This window comes from Methanosarcina flavescens, from assembly GCF_001304615.2.
GTDB lineage: Archaea > Halobacteriota > Methanosarcinia > Methanosarcinales > Methanosarcinaceae > Methanosarcina > Methanosarcina flavescens.
The window spans coordinates 978,687-997,656 of sequence record NZ_CP032683.1 but is presented as its reverse complement, the minus strand read 5'-3'; the positions used below and the strand labels follow the sequence as shown (position 1 = coordinate 997,656).

The 18,970-nt window shown below is 42.2% G+C and carries 16 protein-coding genes and 3 tRNA genes; 10 read left to right on the top strand and 9 right to left on the bottom strand.

What is annotated here, in order from left to right; translation table 11 throughout:
- Positions 1-8 precede the first annotated feature (8 nt).
- The 4 genes from AOB57_RS04505 (at position 9) to AOB57_RS04490 (ending at position 3,072) form a co-directional block, all read left to right on the top strand.
- Complete coding sequence (locus AOB57_RS04505; protein ID WP_226999636.1) at positions 9-389, top strand: peptide chain release factor 1; 381 nt, start codon at positions 9-11, stop codon at positions 387-389.
- Positions 390-526: 137 nt separating this feature from the next.
- A complete protein-coding gene (locus tag AOB57_RS04500; protein ID WP_167829543.1) occupies positions 527-670 on the top strand; it encodes a hypothetical protein in 144 nt (47 codons plus the stop codon).
- Between the two features lie 430 nt (positions 671-1,100).
- On the top strand, positions 1,101-2,165 hold the full coding sequence (locus AOB57_RS04495) for a glycoside hydrolase family 130 protein (protein ID WP_054299206.1): 1,065 nt from the start codon (positions 1,101-1,103) through the stop codon (positions 2,163-2,165).
- A gap of 595 nt (positions 2,166-2,760) precedes the next feature.
- Positions 2,761-3,072 (top strand): antibiotic biosynthesis monooxygenase family protein, encoded by a 312-nt coding sequence (locus tag AOB57_RS04490; RefSeq protein ID WP_054299204.1) that lies wholly within the window; start codon positions 2,761-2,763, stop codon positions 3,070-3,072.
- A 221-nt stretch (positions 3,073-3,293) separates the two neighbouring features.
- Here the strand turns inward: AOB57_RS04490 and AOB57_RS04485 are convergent, their stop codons facing one another.
- From AOB57_RS04485 to AOB57_RS04460, 6 genes are all read right to left on the bottom strand, one after another.
- Positions 3,294-4,307, bottom strand: a complete 1,014-nt coding sequence (locus AOB57_RS04485) for an alkene reductase (RefSeq protein WP_264371740.1) — start codon at positions 4,305-4,307, stop codon at positions 3,294-3,296.
- Between the two features lie 326 nt (positions 4,308-4,633).
- Entirely contained in the window at positions 4,634-6,817 is a 2,184-nt protein-coding gene (locus AOB57_RS04480; RefSeq protein ID WP_054299202.1) for an amylo-alpha-1,6-glucosidase, read from the bottom strand.
- 861 nt (positions 6,818-7,678) lie between these two features.
- The gene (locus tag AOB57_RS04475; protein WP_054299201.1) at positions 7,679-8,953 is read right to left on the bottom strand and encodes an adenylosuccinate synthase; all 1,275 of its coding nucleotides are present in this window, start codon (positions 8,951-8,953) and stop codon (positions 7,679-7,681) included.
- The gene (locus AOB57_RS04470) at positions 8,919-9,092 is read right to left on the bottom strand and encodes a hypothetical protein (RefSeq protein ID WP_167829542.1); all 174 of its coding nucleotides are present in this window, start codon (positions 9,090-9,092) and stop codon (positions 8,919-8,921) included. Before AOB57_RS04470 ends, AOB57_RS04475 begins: the two co-directional genes overlap by 35 nt.
- Before the next feature lie 251 nt (positions 9,093-9,343).
- Positions 9,344-9,721 (bottom strand): TIGR00304 family membrane protein, encoded by a 378-nt coding sequence (locus AOB57_RS04465; protein ID WP_054299200.1) that lies wholly within the window; start codon positions 9,719-9,721, stop codon positions 9,344-9,346.
- Positions 9,703-9,948 (bottom strand): TIGR00304 family membrane protein, encoded by a 246-nt coding sequence (locus AOB57_RS04460; protein ID WP_054299199.1) that lies wholly within the window; start codon positions 9,946-9,948, stop codon positions 9,703-9,705. Before AOB57_RS04460 ends, AOB57_RS04465 begins: the two co-directional genes overlap by 19 nt.
- Before the next feature lie 850 nt (positions 9,949-10,798).
- Here AOB57_RS04460 and AOB57_RS04455 point away from each other — a divergent pair.
- From AOB57_RS04455 to AOB57_RS04435, 5 genes are all read left to right on the top strand, one after another.
- Positions 10,799-12,040, top strand: coding sequence for a proteasome-activating nucleotidase (locus AOB57_RS04455; protein WP_054299198.1), 1,242 nt, complete (start codon positions 10,799-10,801; stop codon positions 12,038-12,040).
- 220 nt (positions 12,041-12,260) lie between these two features.
- Positions 12,261-12,335, top strand: a tRNA-Glu gene (locus AOB57_RS04450).
- Positions 12,336-12,648: 313 nt separating this feature from the next.
- Positions 12,649-13,617, top strand: coding sequence for an ADP-ribosylglycohydrolase family protein (locus AOB57_RS04445; protein WP_054299197.1), 969 nt, complete (start codon positions 12,649-12,651; stop codon positions 13,615-13,617).
- A 40-nt stretch (positions 13,618-13,657) separates the two neighbouring features.
- The gene (locus AOB57_RS04440; RefSeq protein ID WP_082384255.1) at positions 13,658-14,185 is read left to right on the top strand and encodes a GIY-YIG nuclease family protein; all 528 of its coding nucleotides are present in this window, start codon (positions 13,658-13,660) and stop codon (positions 14,183-14,185) included.
- A gap of 180 nt (positions 14,186-14,365) precedes the next feature.
- The gene (locus AOB57_RS04435; RefSeq protein WP_054299196.1) at positions 14,366-15,919 is read left to right on the top strand and encodes an MBL fold metallo-hydrolase; all 1,554 of its coding nucleotides are present in this window, start codon (positions 14,366-14,368) and stop codon (positions 15,917-15,919) included.
- A gap of 258 nt (positions 15,920-16,177) precedes the next feature.
- On the opposite strand, the gene AOB57_RS04430 is transcribed toward AOB57_RS04435, so the two are convergent.
- The 3 genes from AOB57_RS04430 to AOB57_RS04420 form a co-directional block, all read right to left on the bottom strand.
- Positions 16,178-16,495: a DUF2795 domain-containing protein gene (locus AOB57_RS04430; protein ID WP_054299195.1), complete on the bottom strand. Its 318-nt coding sequence runs from the start codon at positions 16,493-16,495 to the stop codon at positions 16,178-16,180.
- A 199-nt stretch (positions 16,496-16,694) separates the two neighbouring features.
- A tRNA-Leu gene (locus AOB57_RS04425) sits at positions 16,695-16,779 on the bottom strand.
- 89 nt (positions 16,780-16,868) lie between these two features.
- Positions 16,869-16,940 (bottom strand) — tRNA-Gly (locus AOB57_RS04420).
- Between the two features lie 1,105 nt (positions 16,941-18,045).
- Here AOB57_RS04420 and AOB57_RS04415 point away from each other — a divergent pair.
- Positions 18,046-18,903, top strand: a complete 858-nt coding sequence (locus tag AOB57_RS04415; protein WP_054299194.1) for a geranylfarnesyl diphosphate synthase — start codon at positions 18,046-18,048, stop codon at positions 18,901-18,903.
- The last annotated feature ends 67 nt before the right edge of the window (positions 18,904-18,970 follow it).

Genomic DNA, 18,970 nt, shown 5'->3' with positions numbered 1-18,970 from the left:
GGGGAAATGTGTTGTCTGAATCAACTGAACAGGATATAATGTCCAGATTAACCCGATTAGAACAGAAAATGAACGATTTGGATAGAAGTTCAGATGCTCTTATAGATGAATTAGAGAGTTTGCAAACTGTAGCCAGAGAATTAAAAATGACAGGCTTTGTCGATAAATTCGATGAATACCTCGAAGAGGTAGGACAGATTAAAGAAGATTTAAGCTGCAAATTATCTGACGAAATCGAAGATGAACAGATGAGGGAACTGGTAGAGGCAAGGATAAAAACCATTCCGGCGGACATTGATACTCTAAGGAACGAATATAATGATGCTCGCAGTAAACTCGCAGAGATCAGAGAAGAAATAAGAAGAAAAAGAATGAGTAAACCGGACTAAGTGCTACACGGTTTAATACTGATCCTTTTTACATAGAATATGGCAGCCATGATCTTTGTATAAAATACATAGAATATTAAAATCGGTAAGCCTGTGTTTAAGCCTATTAAATATCTCACTCCAAATTCTCACTCCAAATGGAGCTTCATCGTCATAAGCAGGAGACACCTTCCTCGACAGCCGCAGGCTGGCAGGTGGATGAGGAATACGTCAACTCTACCGGAATTAAAAAGAAATTTGGTAACAAAGAGCCCATCTGGAAAATCGAGGCTCTTTGTTAAATTTACTAAGGCTGGTAATAGATTTATAAAACCTTATTAATGTTAGTTTCCATCTTTTCTTCTACTAACTAATACTGCGCTACTCCTACCAACTGATGCTGTGTTTCAATATATTTTAAAGACAGTTATTAAGAAATTTATTTAACTTTTTTTAGCCGGATAACATTTCACCGGGTTCGAGCACATTCCTTAAAAAATTTAATATTATAGGAGGTCACGCATTTTTCGATAGGTTTTCAATTAACTTCATTAGGCTGAAAAATATAGAAATAAATATATGACGTAGTTCATTTCAATAATTGGAGCTTTTTTATTCTGAAGATTTCTACAGAGCTCAAAAATAATTTTTCAGTACAGTGTCCAACCTAAGTAAGTGACATGCTCTGCAAAAAGGAGCCGCTATTAACAAATCAGGTAGAATGAGGTAGATATGATGTGGAAAGACCATGGAGAGCTGTTCCAGAGGAACATTAAAAACCCTATACTTACCGTCGATGATTGGCCATATCGAGCTCACTCAGTATTTAACCCTGCAGCAGCTATAGTTAATGGAACAACTTTATTAATGGTGCGTGTCGAGGATCATCGAGGCTTTTCTCACTTTACAGTAGCCAGGAGTGAGAACGGGATTGATGGCTGGGAAATTGACCCAGAGCCAACCTTTATGCCAGACCCTGTAAATTACCCTGAAGAAATATACGGCATTGAAGATCCGCGTATAACTTATATAGACGAGATGGGAAAATGGGCTGTAGCATATACGGCTTTTTCTGATTCCGGTCCATTAACAGCTCTTGCATTTACCGAAGATTTCCGTAATTTTGACCGGGTAGGAGCTACCCTGCCGCCTGAAAATAAAGATGCTGCTGTTTTTCCTGTAAGATTTAAAGGCAAATGGGCAATGTTACACAGGCCTGTATCTGGTATGGCGGGTGCAAAGGCAAATATCTGGATATCCTTTTCTCCAGATATGAAATACTGGGGAGAACACGAAGTTCTTCTATATGCTCGAGAAGGTGGATGGTGGGACGCCCGAAAAATCGGATTATCCCCGCAGCCACTACGTACACCTGATGGATGGCTAATTATGTATCATGGAGTACGCCAGACAACGGCTAAAGCAAGTTATAGGCTTGGGCTAGCTCTTCTTGATCTTGAGGATCCCAGAAAAGTGCTCCACAGGTCGGAAGGCTGGGTTTTCGGACCGCGTGAAATGTATGAACGCAGTGGGGATGTTAATGATGTTGTTTTCCCCTGCGGATGGGTTGTTGTAGATGATGAACTCCGTATTTATTACGGAAGTGCGGACACTTCTGTGTCATTAGCTACTGCAAAAATGAGTGATGTCCTGGAGTACATACATCAATGCCCGGAAACTCAATGCCCAGAGGATTACTGTAGATGGTTTGAAGAAAACAGTGGGCTTTCAAGTGATGCCAAAAAAGGTGACATTAAAATAAAAGTCAAAAATGAAACTCCATCAGTACGTGGTTGATGTTTTCATTATTGAGTCCGCACCAGGGTAGGGTATGAAATCTGGTCCAAGGCTGTCGCCGCGGGCATGTTCGAGACGAAGCCCATCGAAGAAGTCAAATCTGGTCTTGAGCTTGTCACGAGGCTCGCGAAAGAGAAAATCGACAAAAACCGGAAGATGAGCGAAGGGCGTAAGAACTTCGGCGTAAACAGGGGCGTTAAGAGATTCTTACGCCCAGGCTCCTATTTTTTATCAAAATTGCTTGAGTTATCTGCGAATTCGCTCCAAAACCTATAATCAAAGTATGAATGATAGAAAACGGCATCATTCCCGATTTTTAGAAATTGCAGCAATTATAATTCTTTTCTTGAATTATAAAGGTAAGTATTTGAAGCTGGTTGTCTTTCACGGAAACATAAGGAACTTATGGCCCTGTCTATTTCTATTATTACTAAATATGAGCCCTGTAATTAAAAAAAGATCTGATAACTAAGAGGCTTCAGGAAAATCAAACAGGAAATGCGAAATAATTTTGGAACAAAATAATAACCATAAGTATATAACTATATATTTCACAAGTCTATATGGGGAATATAAATTCGACGGGTGAAAGACAATGGGGGATAAAGAAATAATATATGCAGCTGAGATCTGGTCTGTGAAACAGGGGAAAGAGGAAGAATTTCTGAAAATCTGGACGGATCTGGCTAACTGGACTAAGGCTAATGAGATGTGTAACACTGGAGCTGTCCTGTTGCAAGATTTAGAGCAAAAGAACCGGTTTATATCATTTGGTCCGTGGAAAACTCCAGCTTGCGTGCAGGCATGGCGGCAGCAGCCGGAATTTAAAGCAGCTTTTGTGAAACTGAAAGAATTGTGTGATGAGATAAAACTGAGCACAATGAAAAACGTATTTAGTATTCCATAAGGCACTATGTGATGTAAAATTAGCAATGTAATTTGTTAAAAGAAAAATAAGAGAGTTCTCTATAGTCTGCGGGGTTGGGATAAATTTTCAGTAAGCTCTGAGACCAGTCCGAAGGTCAGCACCAGTTGTGCAAAATCTTCGAGATATGAGATTTTTTTCAGCTAATGTAGAACCTGTAAACTATCCATCCTCGCAGACTTACAGTAAAACCTTTTTAATCATCATCTATCGGTCAGTGTCGGATAGTCCGTGTAGCCTTTCTCGCCGCCCACGTAGAATGTAGCCACGTCTGGCTCGTTTAGCGGCGCATTTTGCCTGAAACGCTCCGGCAGGTCAGGATTTGCGAGGAATGGTACCCCGAAAGATATCAGGTCGGCTTCGCCGCTGGCAATAGCTTCGTTTCCACTCTGGAGATCATAGCCGCCGTTCAGTATTAGCGTCCTTTCAAAAATTTTGCGCAGGGTAGGCCCAAGCCGTGTTTTGGGTGGCACAAACCCCATCCTGCCTCCGATAGGCTCGATTAGATGAAGGTACCCCATGCCGATTTTGTTAAGCTCTCTGGCGAGATAGGAAAATGTTTCCCTTGGATTAGCATCCGACATAGAATGACCGGTATTGTGAGGAGAGATGCGATAGCCAACACGGTTGCCACCCCATACCTCAATTACAGCTTTTGCGACTTCAAGAGGCAGACGGGCACGGTTCTCAAGGCTACCGCCGTACTCATCAGTTCGCGTGTTAGATCCGCTCCGCAGGAACTGGTCAAGGAGGTAGCCGTTAGCGCCATGAATTTCTACGCCATCGAAACCCGCCGTTTTGGCGTTTTCTGCTGCCTGCCGGAACTGTCTGACGATGTCCGGTATTTCGTTGGTTTCAAGAGCCCTGGGTACTGGTATTGGCTTTTTTCCACTTGGCGTGTGGACAGTACCTTCGACTGGTAGCGCGGATGGTGCAACGGGCAGAGCGCCCCCCAGGAGGTCGGGGTGAGAGATTCGCCCTACGTGCCAGAGCTGGATGAAAATCCTGCCGCCAGCCTGGTGGACGGCGTCCGTCACCTTTTTCCAGCCAGCGACCTGTGCTGCAGAGTAAATACCTGGTGTATGAATGTAGCCCACTCCTTGTGGGCTAACCTGCGAACCCTCGGTGATAATCATGCCGGCAGAGGCTCGCTGCACATAATAAGTAGCCATCAAAGGAACCGGAACATCGCCATCCCCTGCGCGGTTGCGAGTCATTGGCGCCATTACTATACGGTTTGGCAGTATGAGATCGCCCATCTTATACTGTGAAAAAAGGTTTATGTCTCTTTCCATGATAACCCCCTCTTTAAGCCTGACTGGTTGCCAGTTCGAGTTTCTCAGATTTTCTTATTTTCTCGCTCTCGGTGGAGAGATCATAATCCATAAACTTAAATGACATGCTTTTGGATCAGAAAAATTCCTTTATTTTTCCGGTATGAGGCAGACGCTTATGGTTACATTGATGTTTTTGCCATATGCCCCCCCCCCTGATTTTATTGTTAATTCTGTTTTCTTCAATTTCTTTCCGTTCAGTTCCGGCGTTAATACTTTATGAGCACATTAATATCCCCACTCCTCTTGGATACGTTAACCAGTGTCTCTTCTTCAACGCGCCTGAAATTCAGATCCGTCAAAGTGTTGCCAACCTTCACGTTGTTGAACTGCACGTTATCCAGCCATGAAGGCAGATGAGGTCTATTGATAATTAGCCGGTTATTCAGAGCATCAGGAGTTATGCCCAGGCAGGCGGTTAACATAAATGGTATGGCACCGGATGCCCACGCCTGCGGGCTACAGGCTACCGGGTATTTAACAGGGATACCATACTCTGAGCGCGTCAGCCCACCAAAGCATTCCGGCAGACGGAAGTCGTCGAACTCTCTTGCCGCCTCATACATGCCTGTAAATAATAAGGACATCTCTTTGATGAACCCGTACTTTCTCAAGCCCATAGTAATTATCGCATTGTCATGAGGCCAGACCGTGCCGTTGTGATAGCCTAGAGGGTTGTATCGCTTCTCCTTCGAGGACAGCGTGCGAATCCCCCATTCGGTGAACATATCGTCTCTGAAGATCCTGTTGACCAGACATTTTGCGTATCTTTGATCAATGATTTCTGTCCACAAACACTGCGCTGGATTAGATGATATCACGTCGCACACGCCGTCAGCATCCAGTGCCTGGGCGAAAAATTGCTTGTCTTCCATCCAGAACTCACGGTTAAACCTTTCTTTCAGTTCCTCTGCTTCCCTCTCCAGTCTGGCAGCGTCGCTTTTTCGACCTATCCGTCTGAAAAGCGGTGCGAGTCCTTTTTTTGCCATATACACATATCCCTGTGCTTCGGCAACGGCAATAGGTTGTTTTGCCAGAGTTCCATCTGAACGGCTGATAGAGTCGGGAGAGTCTTTCCAACCATGATTGTAAATACCTAATGGGGATTTCACCGCATAGTAGATAAAGCCATTTCCTTCCATGTTGGCGTGAACATCGATCCATTCAAGCGCCCGATCCACATTGTTTTCCAGCAGCTTGACCAGTTCGATATCCCCTGTCCAATTCACATATTCGGTCAGGAGGATAAGGAACAGGGGCGTGGCGTCCACAGTGCCATAGTACGGGGTCTGAGGAATCAGGTTCAGGTTCGCCAGTTCTCCACGCCTCAATTCGTGAGCTATTTTACCGGGCTCCTGATCCCTCCAATCATCTGAGCTGTTGCTCTGGAATTTTGCGTTCACCAGCAATGTGCCTTTTGCCAGCTCTGCATCAAAAGGTAATATCTGGAGTGCCGAGATAATGCTATCTCTCCCGAATAATGTGTCGTACCAGGGTATCCCAGCGGCATGAAATACATCTCCATTAAGGCTCATACGCATCATGTTCAGGTCAGCCAGCGAGCGAGCCATGATGCTGTTGAAAATGTTGTTGCTGGTCGGTATATTGTTGCAGTATTCAAGAGCAGCGGTGTGGGATCCTATAATCTGGTTTATTCGCTCATCAGGAGTTTTTACTGGTCGTTCAGGTTCCTGACCAGGTTTAATTTCCTCGACAGAGATTTCTAAATTAATGGTCTGTAACCCGTGTGAGGTTATATTCAGCTCGAAGGTGCATATTTTCCCTTCTACCTTCGTAGGCAATGGGTCAAATGCGATTATCGTGTTGCGGCGAAGCCTGTCCTCTCCCTCGTAGGATAAATAAAGTTTTTTACCATCGAATCTGGCTGGTAACACTTTTCCAGCTGTAGGAGGGACAATACCCCTGATGGTGAACATATCTGCAAAATCTGCATCGAACTCAAAATTCAGTTCCAATGTTACGGGGAAGGTGTTAAAGTTCCGGATAGTATGGCTTTGCTGGATGCAGCCAGGTATAGTCGTGGTCATAATGCCGAGGAGCGTTTCTTTAGCGATGACGGTGCCTGTGCAATCTTTCATTTCCGGGTTGGTGACTATAAGCGTCGATATAAAACCTCTCTCATCACTGGATAGAACCTGTGTCGGAGGCACATCCATGAGTCTTATGTGAAAACCGCTCAGGTATCTGCAGTCATGATAGTAGAGGCCATACCCATAGTTTTCTATGATAGGGATCTCGCCATCCTCTTGCGTTATGAATGCCAGCTCATTATCCCGTATGACCATCTTGTCGATAATGCTGCTGGACAAGGTATGCTTCTTGTGTATATCCCACGCTTCGCGAATTCCCTCTCGTTCAGAAGGTCTTAGCATGTAAATTCCTCATAATCCAGTATTTGTTTTATATAGTGGCTGCAACCCTTGGATGGCTCCTTTCACGCTTGATAGGAGAACATCCCATCTATACCCTCGACAAACTCTTACTGACCCTGTTGCAGAATGAAGGTAAAGCTGATTAAGTCTGGTCTACATTGAACTACGAAACCTTTTCTGTATACTTTCACTATTATCCTGCCACTACTTTGAGAATTATCTTAGCCATCTGGGGGTAAAAACTAATATAATTATAGTGGAAATTTATTTAAATATTCGCAGTTTGTCCGATAATTTCGGTAGTCAAATTACAATAACTTATTCTGAAAAATCAAAAAGAATGTGTTATAATAATTACAAAATTTAAAATACCGTATCTGGTCTGGCGCTTTATTCTCAGTTTTTAAAGAATCTCCCAGAATATCGAAAACCTTGATAGTCCTGGCATGCAGCTTGTAACTTCCCTTGTAGATCAGCTTAATGACTTGCGAAACTGGGTCAATGAATAGTTAGCTTGGCATGCAGCTTTTAACTTCCCTTGTAGATCATCTGGATGGGGAGTCTGAATTGAGAAGTAATGACGGCACAGAGTTCACTATGAGATTTACAGTAATAGAAAAAGATAATCTGGCTCAAAACGACTTAAATAGCAAGAAAACGAATTAGAATCTGGTAATAAACAGGTTATAAAAGCGAAATTGGTTATAATAATTTAGATTATAAGTAAGCGAAGTCGGTTATATAATTTGATTACGAATAAGCTAATTAGGTTATAAATAAGCTGGATATGTAATATTATTACATACCCTATATTTCGCATTCATTTTTCTGTAACTCATGATGCAAGCTTGCAGAATAAGATCATTCTTTTTTGAAGGTTTGTGCCCTGCCCGGACCTACGGAGATATAATTAATGGGCACTTTCATGAGTTCCTCAAGCCTTGTAACATAGTTTTTGGCGTTTTCCGGAAGTTCTTTGTAGGATTTTACCTTGGTGAGGTCAGTTTCCCAGCCTGGAAGATCCTCGTAAACAGGCGTGCACTCGGCAAGATCCTCGGTAAGTTCGGGAGGATAGTCGATATTTTCTCCTCTGAGTGTGTAGCCTGTGCAGATCCGGATTGGATCAAGTCCTGTAAGTACGTCCAGTTTGGTAAGTGAAATCTCGGTGTAGCCATTTAGGGCAATAGCTTTCTTCAGCAGAGGCAGATCGAACCATCCACATCTTCTGCTCCTGCCTGTAGTTGTCCCAAATTCTCCTCCAGCTTTCTGTATTCTTTCTCCAAGTTCGCCTGTAAGCTCTGTAGGAAGTGGGCCTTCGCCTACCCTTGTGATGTATGCTTTTACTATAGCAATCACATTATCCACTCTTGTAGGGCCGACTCCGAGGTTGGCACAGGCAGAACCTGCAATTGTAGAAGAAGATGTTACGAATTTCTGGGTTCCGTGTATGACGTCGAGATGAGTTCCCTGGGCAGCTTCAGCCATTACGTGTTTTCCTTCATCAAGAGCCTTGTTGATTTCTCTGGAGACATCTGTTATATAAGTGGCAAACTGCTTGCCAAGTTCAAGGTATCTCTCTATTAGCGCAGGATCTCGGACGATTTTAGGATTTCCTCCCATTATTGCTATTTCCTTTTCTTTCTGGGGAGCAAGTTCTTCAAGTCTTGCAAGAAAACGTTCGCGGTTTACAAGTTCAGCCATGCGGAATTCGTCTCTTGCTACTTTATCGATGTAAGCATACCCTATTCCGCGTTTTGTAGTTCCAATTTTCTTTTCCCTGGAAGCTTCCCTTAGCCCGTCAAGCTCTATATGATAGGGCATGATTATGCTGGTCTTCGCATCGACTCCTAGTTTTCTGGAATTTACTTTTATGCCGTGCTTTTCAAGCATTGTGATTTCTTCGGCAAGAACCTCAGGATTAAGGACAACCCCAGGCCCGATCAGAACTCTGGAATCAAGCAGAATACCTGAAGGGATCAGGTGCAGTTTGTAAACCTCATCTCCTACCCTGACCGTATGGCCCGCGTTGTTCCCTCCCTGGAAGCGGGCAACAATGTCGTAATCTTTTGCAAGAAGGTCAACAATTTTGCCTTTTCCCTCATCACCGAACTGCGCGCCTGTGATTATCGTAAACATAAAGCCCTGATTCGGGTTTAACCATTAATAACTTTTTGTTCCAAGCCTTTTTTTGAGAAGGCTTGAAAGAAAACGTCATGACCGCATGGTCGGCGTGATCGACCGGCAAAACGACCGCAGGGCAAAGGTTTCGGGTCAATGGGTTTTGAAAAAGTTTGCGTTGTCCGGTTTGATTACGCCATCACATCGTTTTCACTCAAACCTTTTCAAAAAGGCTTGTGAGACAGAATTTTCCTATATTTCTCACTACTCGCCGTGGCTATAAATTGAGACTTTTTTTCTGTGCCGGTTGTTATTAAGGTTCGAGTGACTAGAATCATTCAGGTTGTATAAAGTCTGGTAAATTAAACGTAAGCACTCAGGTAGAAAAATGCGGGAGAATAGCAGGGTTTAGAAAGAAGCTCTGAGGATTAGCAGGCTAAGGAGCATTAATATTATTGCCAGGATTGCGGCGGTTTTGGCACCTTCTTTATCGCTTCCGAAAATAATGGGAATCGGGCCGATCATAATTACTCCGCCAGTTTTGATTTCGGTTTTACTCTCTTTTGCAGGGGACCATTCATTAAATGGAGTTTCAGAATCCGGAGTGCTTTCAAAACGGGTTTTTCTCCCGAATGCGTCTGTCCTGTTTGAGTGTGACTGTGTTGATTTGGATTCCTGGTACAGGCTAAGAGCTATACCGATAAGAATCAGCAGAAACCCTATAAGTATTACGAGAATTCCAATTGAAAAAAGCATATTTCCTTCAATCAATGTTTCATTTTCCATAGGAATAGATAGAGAATTGAAACTATTAATCCAAGCCCCAGCATATTTGTTGTTATTTCAGGAGAGGAGCCAAAAGCAACTGGGATTGGGCCTATCATTATCAATCCGCCCATCTGGCTGCTTGCAGAACGTTGGAAGATAGTAAGGACTATACCTAATAGTAATATAATGAAGCCAATGAATGTGACTGCTGCGCCTGCTCTTAGAAAATCTTGCGATGTACGCATGTGGAATGATATAGTGCTCTCATTCTTAAATCTTTCTTCTGTACTTTTTACATATGTAGCTTACTTCATTCGCTTTTCAATTCAATCCGATAAATATTATATAATGTTCCGATATCTACCTCCGGAGGAAAGAAGACTGTCGAGTGTGTTTTGATGGTTTACAAAAGGATATATTCTTCCGGCAATACCTTCCTCTCCCATTCGGAAAAAGTTTATATCTTCTGTCCTTCCCGGAAATTTACTGATACTTGGGAAATGCGACAGTAGACCTAATATAGAAAAAATAGAATATGAAAACTGAGCGGAACACAAAAATCGACAGATCTCAGAAAGCGTCCAAAAGCAATTTAATGGAAAAATTGATAGATCCTCATCAAGAATATTAAACAGGCCACTGATGTCGCAGGAACTTATATATACCCTTTTTATATTTATGTATGTATATAAATTCCCGGCATTAATATATACTGTGAAAGTCAAGAGTACCTTTTAAATGCCATTTTAACCTTTGATATGTGTGTAAATCTTACTATAACGGGGGATTTTTATGAAAATGGATTCTTCCCTGTTTTCCCGTTTCTCAGGCTTACTTCTTGTAGAAGCCGAGAGAGAATGTAATAACCCTGAGATCTAACTGAGATCTAATATACAGGCGGACAGCCTTTACGAGAAATAACGCTTAAACTTTACTGGTTAACTGGCTATGGCTAATTAACTGATTGCGAAGTTGAATAACAAATCCGTAAGCAGCTTGCCATCAAATCAGTGTTCGCAAATCAATAATTCCGAGTAAACTAATCTTTAAACCATATCTAAACTCAATTTCATGCGATAAAAAAGGTGTTTTCAGATGTCAGAAGACAGTGTAATAAGATCTTCTCTGGAAGATATCAAAACAAGGGTAGAGTTCCAGCTTGAGTGCGGGAAGATCAATGCTGAAGATGTGAAGTCCCTCTTAACCGAAATAGAAATCATGAGGGTCCAGAATGAAAACATGAAGGCCCGGCTTCTTGAGGCAAGTGTGGCAACAGGGAGACACCTCCAGGAGATCAATAAATTGAAAGCTCATTTGGAGCAACTTACCGAGCCCCCTCTCTTTATTGCAACTATTCTTGAGGTAAACGGGGAAATTGCGCTTATAAGGCAGCATGGGAACAACCAGGAAGTTCTCACCCAGATTCCTGAAGAATATGTAGGAAAGATCGAGCCCGGTATGAGAGTTGCGGTAAACGGGGCATACTCAATTATCTCCATAGTCAGCAGGGCCGCCGATGTTCGGGCTCAGATTATGGAACTCATTAACTCGCCTGGTGTGGACTACAGCATGATTGGTGGGCTTGACGAGGTACTCCAGGAAGTCAGAGAAAGCGTTGAACTTCCGCTTACCGAGCCCGAGCTTTTCGAGGAACTTGGAATCGAGCCCCCTTCAGGTGTTCTGCTCCACGGCGCGCCGGGAACGGGCAAGACTCTTATCGCAAAAGCCATAGCCTCTCAGGCAAAAGCAACCTTCATCAGGATGTCGGGTTCTGATCTGGTCCAGAAATTCGTAGGTGAGGGCTCAAGGCTTGTCAAAGATATTTTTCAGCTTGCCCGAGACAAATCCCCGAGTATCCTCTTCATAGATGAGATCGATGCTGTCGGCAGCATGAGAACTTACGACGGAACAAGTGGCTCTGCCGAGGTAAACAGGACAATGCTTCAACTCCTTGCGGAGATGGACGGCTTTGATCCTAAAGGCAATGTAAAAGTGGTTGCTGCAACCAACAGAATTGACCTGCTTGATCCTGCTCTTCTCAGGCCCGGCAGGTTTGACAGATCTATCGAGGTTCCGCTCCCTGATGAGAAAGGAAGGGTCGAAATCCTTAAAATTCACACACGGAAAATGAATCTTGCAGACGACGTGGACTTCGAGAAACTCGCAAAAATCATGAAAGGCATGAGCGGGGCAGATATCAGCGTTATTGTCAAGGAAGCCGGAATTTTTGTGCTGCGCAGGCGCGGTAAACAGATTACAATGGCTGACTTCCTGAAAGCGTACGAAAAAGTTGTAAACACCGAGGAACCCACAATTCCTCAGGCTATGTTCGTATAATCGGCCCTGGGAACTTGATCTTAGAAAGTCAAATAGAAGCAAAACTACCCTTTAAGTTTAAGGAAAGCTTCTAGAGAAGTTCTTCTCAAGCACGCCGGAAGGCTGAAAATCCTGCCGGCAATTCCTTATTCTTTAAAAAGTCAAACGAAAGGTTTATATTTTATAAATTACTTGAAGATATGCTGCCTGTGAGGCAAAGCATAATAACAGATAACAGAATGCTCCAATAGTGTAGCTCGGCCAATCATTCAGGACTCTCACTCCTGCGACTGGGGTTCAAATCCCCATTGGAGCACTATTCTTTTTTATAACTTCTTTATACTGAACTTTTTTATAACCTCTTTGTACTGAATTTTCTTTATGCTAATTTCTTTTCATGCAAAATTTCTAATTCTTCAAATCAGTTTTTATTATATACTTTTAAATCTTTGATCTTATCTCTACTACATTTCCTTTTACAGTTCAACCTGTCAGATAAATCTCTAAACTTTACTCTATCTGTTTTTCCACTCTTTTTTCAATGATTGCCTGATCTACCTCAATACGATGTTTTTTCTTTGATACGCCTAATACTTATAAGCTGGAACTAGAGGAAGCGGATTAAAATCATGAGAACAGAAAAACTGCCAGATGTGTCAGATATTGAAAAAAAGCTGCGTGGCTACCTCTTCGGCACAGCCTGCGCTGATGCTCTCGGGCGCCCGGTAGAACACCTAACTCTTGAACAAATCAAAAGTACGTATGGAGAGAAAGGAATTCTTGAACTCTCGTCTGATTCCCCCTGGACCGATGATACTCAGTTGATGCTTGTACTTGCCAGAGGGCTACTTAGGGGGGCTGAGCTTGAAATTCCCGGGCTTATGGACAGGATAGCAGAGGAGCTTGTATTCTGGCTGGATGAGCCTGATCTGGGAGCAGGGGCGACTACCAGAGGGGCAGCCCTGAGCCTTAAGGATGGGATTCCCTGGAGCAAATCCGGTCTCAGATCCAAAACCTGTGGGAGCCTTATGCGGGCTGGGATTCTCGGTTTTGTTTTCCAGAATGATCCTCAAAAGCTGGTTAAAGTTGCCCTGATTTCGGGCAGAATAACCCACTCCCATCCGGTCGCAGAAGCTGCTTCCCTTGCAGGAGCATATGCAGTTAAACTTGCCCTTGATGGGGTGGAACCCGGGGATATGTTTGAACCTCTTTTTGAGGTAACTCAGGGAATCTCTGAGGAATTCACTCATGCCCTGGAAAGTTCTTATAAAACGGCTTATAGTGACATCAAAGACGAGGAAGGCTTGAGGAAACTTGGGCAGGGCTGGTATGCTGATGAGACTTTTGCCCTGGCGTACTTCTGCATACTGCGTTATCCTCATGACTACAAAAAAGCAGTACAGACTGCAGTGAATATTACAGGGGATTCGGATTCGGTTGGGGGCGTTGCGGGGGGCATTCTTGGGGCTAGGCTTGGAATTGATGCCATACCCGTTTCCTGGATTGAAGCGCTTAAGTGGAAAAAAGAACTGGAGAAAACAGTAGAGCCTCTGCTTGAGAAGTATTTTCAGGTCTCAGGAGATAAATTAAAGTCTTGAGATTTGATTCAGGTTTTGAGATAAAAATAGGAGTCTTGAGATGTTCTTTTCCGAAGAAAACGTTTATCCCGAGAAAATTGATTGTTCCGAGAGAACTGCTCACTTAGAGGAAAATAATCACTCTGAGAAGGATATTTTTTCCGGGAAAGGCGTCTACTGTTTGATATTTGAGAATCGGGCATGCAAGTTTGAGGTAGGTAAAAAGGGAGAATTCTTTTTCCATGCAGGATTTCATATCTATGTGGGTTCGGCTCTGGGTCCGGGAGGTCTTAAAAGGGTAAAGAGGCACATTAACCTCTCCAGGAACAAGGACCGAAACCCAAAATGGCATGTAGATTATCTTCACCTGAGTCCTGCTTTCAGGCTGGTTTCAGCGGTTTACGCCTTTACTTCTTCGCAGCTTGAGTGCGCGCTTGCCAGCAGGATCGGAGGAAATTTTGTTTCAGGTTTCGGATGCACGGACTGTATGTGCAGTTCTCATCTTTTTTATAGGAATAAAAGCCCTCTTTTAGAGGTCATTGAAACTTTTGAAGTTTTGGGACTTTCTGCCCTTGTGCTTGAGTTTTAAGTCCTAGTCTTAAATTGCAGATTTAAACTTCTTTAAATCTCACTTTTAATCCTTACTTTTAATCCTCAATTTCAACTCGATTTTAACCTTAATCTTCTCTGCTGCTAACAGGAAAGCTTAATGTAAAAAAGATTTTATCTAAGTTATGAGAAATTAGGATATTTAATCAGGGGATATCCAATGGAACAGTTCTCTTTTATTGCCCGCATGCCTGACAGACCGGGGGCGCTGCATAGGGCAGCCGAAATCATTACACGGTACGAAGGAAATATTAACAGGATTCAGTACGACCGCAGGATAGATATGTACACTGTTTTTTTTGAGGTGACTGCTGCTCCGCAGGCTTATGAAAAAATCCGTGAGGAGCTGGAAAAAATAGGCTATCTTCAGACTTCCCTTCAACCCGTAGCCTTCCTCAAATTCCATATCTATCTTCCTAACTGTCCTGGGGCTTTATTTGATCTTCTGAATTATATCACTTCAGCAGAAGCAAACATTACTTTTCTTGATTTTGACGATCGAGGACAGCATCCTGAAAGGCTTGTCGTGGGTCTTAACATTGAAAATCCAGATATGATCGATGCCCTCCTGAACCAGCTCAAATCCAGGTACAGGCTCGAAATTTTAGAGTACGATACAACCGGGGAGAAACTTGATGATACGGTATTTTATCTTCGGCTCGCCCAGAAGCTCAGGTCGTTTATAGGGAGTGCAGAAGATGATTTTTTGATGAGATTCTTGCACGATATTAATCACATTGCTCAGGAGCTTTCAAACCTTCAGAAAGATCCTATTGAGGTTTTTGAGAATATCCTGAAAGTAGGAGATTGCCTTAACCGGACTTCAGGAGATAACTTTTATGCAGATGTACAGAGGATCAAAATCAAAGACGATATTGAACTTTTCTGTTTTCAACCTCCTTGCGGGGGAAATATCTATCTTTTCGATACTCCCTCTGAAAGGGTCATGATTGACACTGGATATGGAATTTATTTCCAGGATGTTGTGAATATGCTCCAGTATTATGGGCTTGGGGATCTGAGCTTGCTCAAAAGAATTTACATAACGCATGCCGATGCCGATCATTGTGGGGCTGCCGGCCTTTTTCCTGCGCCATCCTATCTTAACCATAAGACTTTTCTGATCACTCGGGAGACCAGCAGAGCCTACGGCTCAAGCAGCCAGGATTGTATTCTGGAAGAGGTTTATACGAAGATAATAAACCTGTTTTCCAGGTTTACTCCCCCTGAAAACATAGTTCTCTTTCCTGAAATTTCCTCGTCAACTGAGTCAATTGAAAAGCGGGGTTCATTCCCTGTCGTTGCTCGATTCAGGATAGGCGATCTGGAGTTTGAAGCTCTTGAAGGTATAGGCGGGCACATGCATGGAGAGGTATTTTATCTTTGCCCGGATGAGGGGCTTCTTTTTCCCGAAGATGCATTGATCAATTTCAGAAGTCTGAGCCCTGATAGAACGGAATATAACATTCTGGCTGATTACCTTATGACGTCGGTGAATGTTGACAGCAAGCTTGCACGAGAGGAACGAAAAACTCTTTTTTCTCTTATTTCCGAAATTGATGAAAAACTTGCTGGAAAAGGCAGGAAATGTCTTATTTGCTGCGGACATGGCTCAATATCGGTAATGGAAGAGGGAAAACTTGTTGAATATACAGGTTCAGAGAGGTATATAGCAGGACAAAAACCTGTCTCTATTTCTCAAGAAAATTTTTGAAACCTCCCATAGAAAAACATTGTGAGGAAATTCCGATAGAATAATATTGAGGTAATTAAAGAATAAGAAGTTAATATTGAGGATCATTCATATTTGTGTAATTATTCTTGAGAGCCATTTATACTTGTTCAATCATTCTTGAGAATCATTTATATTTGTGCAATTATCATCGATCAGGGGTAAATCCGATCTATTTTACAATTCATATTTCATGTAAAGTACCTAAAATTCTAGAATTGACCAGTTGCAAAGTTAGACTTATGCTCCTCCTCTTCCTCCAAAACTCTGGCTGCTTCCTCCCTCTGACGGACCACCTCCGCCTGTCTCACCAGTGCCGGACCCACCGAATGACTGACTCTTCCCTCCTCCACCTCCGCCGACCTGCTGGCTGGCTGCTTCCATCGCTCTAATTAAGGAATCGGCTGATTCGTATTCCCTGTCAGGAATCATTTGCAAATCTTCCATTATGTCACTGGAGACGTTCTTACTTCTTGCCTGCTCTAGAATTTGATCTTTTGTCATTGGAAACTTCATATCTCTAAAAATTTCCTGCATACTGCTAGCACTTGCCCTCATGCCTTTTCACCTTCCCCATGTTTTATGGATTTACCCCAATTTAAACAATTATATTAATCATATAAATAAATACTTAATTATATATTTTAAAAGCAGGTCTCCTGTTACCGAGAAGCTCTCATGAGTGATATTCCTCTGTCCAATAAATGTTGCAAAAAATCCAGCATGAATGGTTGATAATAGCCTTCTGTGAAAAGAATGCGAGGGGTGCGATTCGAACGCACGAATTCCTACGAAAATGGGTCCTAAACCCATCGCCTTTGACCTGGCTGGGCAACCCTCGCACTAACGTCCGATTTATTTAGTGGGTTTAGTTCAATATGAAAATAAGAAAAAGAGTAATTTAGTTTTCTTTTCTTTGAGAAAGGTTAAATGCGTCGACCGGGATTCGAACCCGGGTTTTGGGCTTGGAAGGCCCAAGTCATAGCCGCTAGACCATCAACGCGAATTGCAACACATCTAGAGGTATTTCTCATATATATTTTTTTCGCTTCCTATGTTGCACTTCAGGATTACGAATCCGCTTTGGTTCCTTCATTTGCTTAACCACAAACTTTTTCAGAAAAAGTTTGATCAAAAACCGGCATTGCATAGTAACTGGATTAAGTAGGTGCAGGCTTTCGTTAGAGATTATTTGACAAAGCATTTGTGATAGACATTAATATTCAGTTTGCTGGTAACAGATACGTAAACGTCTTATTTTATGTACCTAATATTATATATTTTAATTTTATATACAGTGTTTTATCTTATTGTCAACCTGCTTTTCAAATATAACGGATTTTTTCAACACATATATTTCAGAGTATATTCTCTTAAATATACTCTGGACAATATTATTTTATTACTCTGTTAAACTCAAGGTTTCTGCCAATTTTCCCATTTTTTTATTAATTTTTAAATAAAAATACTCTTCTTTTGTATCTTTCTTACAAAAGGAATGTATATTGATACTCAAACTAATCTAACATTTGAAGTGTAACAACAATTTTATCCCGACTACAGGGATAAAGGTGAAGTTTCTTTACACGGTTTTAGGTATATGAAGTTTCTTTACATGGTTTTGGAAATATATTATATCATCTTTTTATAACTAATAAAATATTAGAATCTAACAAAAAGTTAATGTAATGATCATGTTATACGAGTTTTAAATAAATAAGAAATAAAACACTGCTTGCACTTTTTTATCGCCGGCGTGTTATTTATGGAAATGAGAGACTTTTGGCCTCTGGATAGTCATTTTGTAATAGCTAAAGTTCTACCTTGCCCCCAACTCTATATAGGGCAAAGGTAAAACTCAAGGAAACGAGAATAAATTGCAGATACTGCTGAATATGCGACCTCGGGATAGCTCCCAAACTGACAGCTTTCAAACCCAGGGACGAAAACAATGAGAACTTTAAAGTTTATCTAGAATATACACATAACTCTCCCCCAACCTTGCTGAAGGAAAACATGTAAGTATTAGCTGAACTATGTTTCTGAGCCTAAGTTTGAAGCAATGAAATCATTATTGAACGCCCGTCCAGGTATACGGAGTAATATTGATGAATATCGAAGAGTGGGAAGAATACAGATATGTTGAATCCGGAATAAGTGCCTTCATTAATCAAATGAAGGAATCTAGCTTAAAAAAAATGGTAGAACATGTCTGTAATACCGGAGGAAAGCGAATCCGTCCAATTATCCTCCTCCTATCCAGTGAGATCTGTTCAGGCACGTATTATCAAAGCCTTAATGCAGCTCTTGCTGTCGAAATGATGCATTCGGCTTCTCTCATCCATGATGACCTCCTGGATCAGGGGATTATTAGAAGAAATCTGCCTACTGCTCCTGAAAAATTTGGTCCTTCTAAAGCGCTCCTTTGTGGTGATTATTTAATTGCAAAATCCATCGAGTTAATTTCTCCTTATGGCAAGAAAGTCGTCAGAGATTTTGGAAGGGCTGGGATGGATATGGCTGAAGGAGAAGTTCTTGATTTGAGACTCGATAGGGATGATTTCGGGGAAAGCAGCTATTTCGAGTGCATCTACAAGAAAACGGCTTCTCTATTTGCAATCAGCGCATCCATAGGGGCATGTACTGGAGGGGCTGACGAGGCTCTAGCAGGGCGTTTTAATTTCTTTGGAAACTCTCTAGGGATGGCATATCAAATTGTTGATGATATTCTTGAGTTTTTGGAAGTAGTTGAAGGCAAGGAATCAAAATTCACATCTCAAACCCTGCCGCACGTGTATATTACGAGCATGCCAAAAGAAGAAGCAATACAAAAGTCCATAGATGCTGTAAAGCTGCACGTTAATGCGGCAAAAGAGACACTTCTGACATTTAAAGCATGCCCGGCAAGGGATAAGCTTTTCCAGATTACCGATTATATAACTGTAGATATGCTTGAGAACATTTAATCGCTCAGCTCTTCCTGAAAAATAAATTGTACTCTGCCGAATTTTCTGATGTAAAATGGGAAAATGA